Source organism: Geobacillus zalihae NBRC 101842 (assembly GCF_001544135.1).
Lineage (GTDB): Bacteria > Bacillota > Bacilli > Bacillales > Anoxybacillaceae > Geobacillus > Geobacillus zalihae.
The window spans coordinates 1-1,678 of record NZ_BCPV01000127.1 but is presented as its reverse complement, the minus strand read 5'-3'; the positions used below and the strand labels follow the sequence as shown (position 1 = coordinate 1,678).

General features: G+C 46.8%; 1 protein-coding gene. It reads right to left on the bottom strand.

Annotation, left to right across the window (positions count from 1 at the left end; genetic code table 11):
* Positions 1-208 precede the first annotated feature (208 nt).
* Positions 209-1,582, bottom strand: coding sequence for an IS1380-like element ISGsp2 family transposase (locus GZ1_RS17650; protein WP_047752210.1), 1,374 nt, complete (start codon positions 1,580-1,582; stop codon positions 209-211).
* Positions 1,583-1,678 lie beyond the last annotated feature (96 nt).

Genomic DNA, 1,678 nt, shown 5'->3' with positions numbered 1-1,678 from the left:
CCTGAATCCGTGATGGTTGGAAATCAACTTTGATTTTGGTGTTAGTTCTATGGATATATGATCCATACATCCCTTTTTTTGATGATTCCCTGCACCACTTTCATGTTTGAAAACGAGATAAATCCTCTTTTATGGAGATACAAACCAAAAAAGAGACAAAAAAAGTACAGGGGGGAGTGATGGATATGAGTACCCGAACATCTGTTTGTTATCTTGCCTCTTTCCATTTTTGATACACATTCAGTAGGAGTATACTGTACCCACTCCTTCGCGTCAGTTTCATCCAGATCTGTCGTGATCGGCGGACGAGTCGACCTGCCATCGTGATCACCGTCTGAATAATCGTCTTGATGCGACGGCGTTTCACTTTGTGGTGCAACGGATGTCTCGGATCGCTTAATAGATCTTGTCCAATCAGACGAAGAAGATTGTAAACGAAGGCTCCCATGACCAACACGAGCGCATTCGTTTTCATCTTCCCAGATGGAAGCCGCTCTAAATCTAAGTCGCTCTTCAGTTCGCTATGAAACTGTTCGCATGTCGCATGGTCATGATACAACGCGAGCACATCGCTCATTCGAACATGCTCGTATCCTTTGAGCCGCACCCAATAGCTTTCCACTTCATAATCAGGAACGAGCATCAGCTGTCCATTTCGTTCCATCGTCCGTTCCGTCACTTGGGTGACTTGAACGTACGTATACGTGTTTCCATCGATCGCTGCGGTCTGTGGAAGGCATAACTCATACGTTTGTACTCCTTCGCTTTGTCCATCATCGACGCGTCTGCCCTTTTGCGAAGCGATCTGGAACCAAAGCGCTTTCGATTCTCGGCGTAAGTTTCGCTTGATGACAAAGTCCACGTCTTCCTTTAGGCATACGTGCACATTCGCTTCTGCATCGTTTCCTGCATCCATGCGAACAAGCAGACGAGATGAAGTCAGTTGACGAGCTCGACGGATAGCGGTGACTAAAAACGAGGGCATGTTGTCTTGCACATGTTGTTTCCCTGGACGCAACTCGGCATGAACGAGATACCCTTCCTTCCCTGCATACGCAAACAACGGTGTAAAACCGTCAAATCCTTTATACGTTCGACTGACTCCTTCTTTTTTCGTATCGGAGTTGTCAAATGGGGAACCATCTATATCAAGGGGAAGCCATGTCGTCTTTCCTTTGGTCCAACAAGGGGACAAAGTGGCATGTCGTTGAATCAACAGACGTATGGACTCCTCCCAAAGAATCGTTTCGGTCATCGGAAGACAAGCGAGCTGATCGAGTCGTTGTCGCAAGGTTGGAGAGGAAGGCACGTGCTGAATCCCCATCGATGCCGAAAAGATATCGTCCTGACGATACGCTTCGATATGATCGAAATCCGTTTTTCCTGTGGCAAGCAAGCCAATCATCGAGCGAATGACATCGCTATGGGAAATGTGCACTTCTCGACGAACCGTTGGAAGCCGAAGTGCGTTTACCCGTTTATCCAGTTTCGTTTGGTGCAGTAAGTAGCCAACGAGAGCAAGCCCAGCACTTGGGGTAATCGCTTCATCTGTCAATACAAACCGAATCGGGAAATCTTTCATCATATCACCTACTTGATGAAGAATCGTCAACGTCGTTTTCCCTTATCGTATCAACGGTTTGCGACCATTGTAAAGATGTTTTGTCACGGATTCAGG

Bases quoted from the DNA above. Each gene is read 5' to 3' on its own strand.
- GZ1_RS17650 (WP_047752210.1), bottom strand. From the start codon at position 1,582: ATGAAAGATTTCCCGATTCGGTTTGTATTGACAGATGAAGCGATTACC.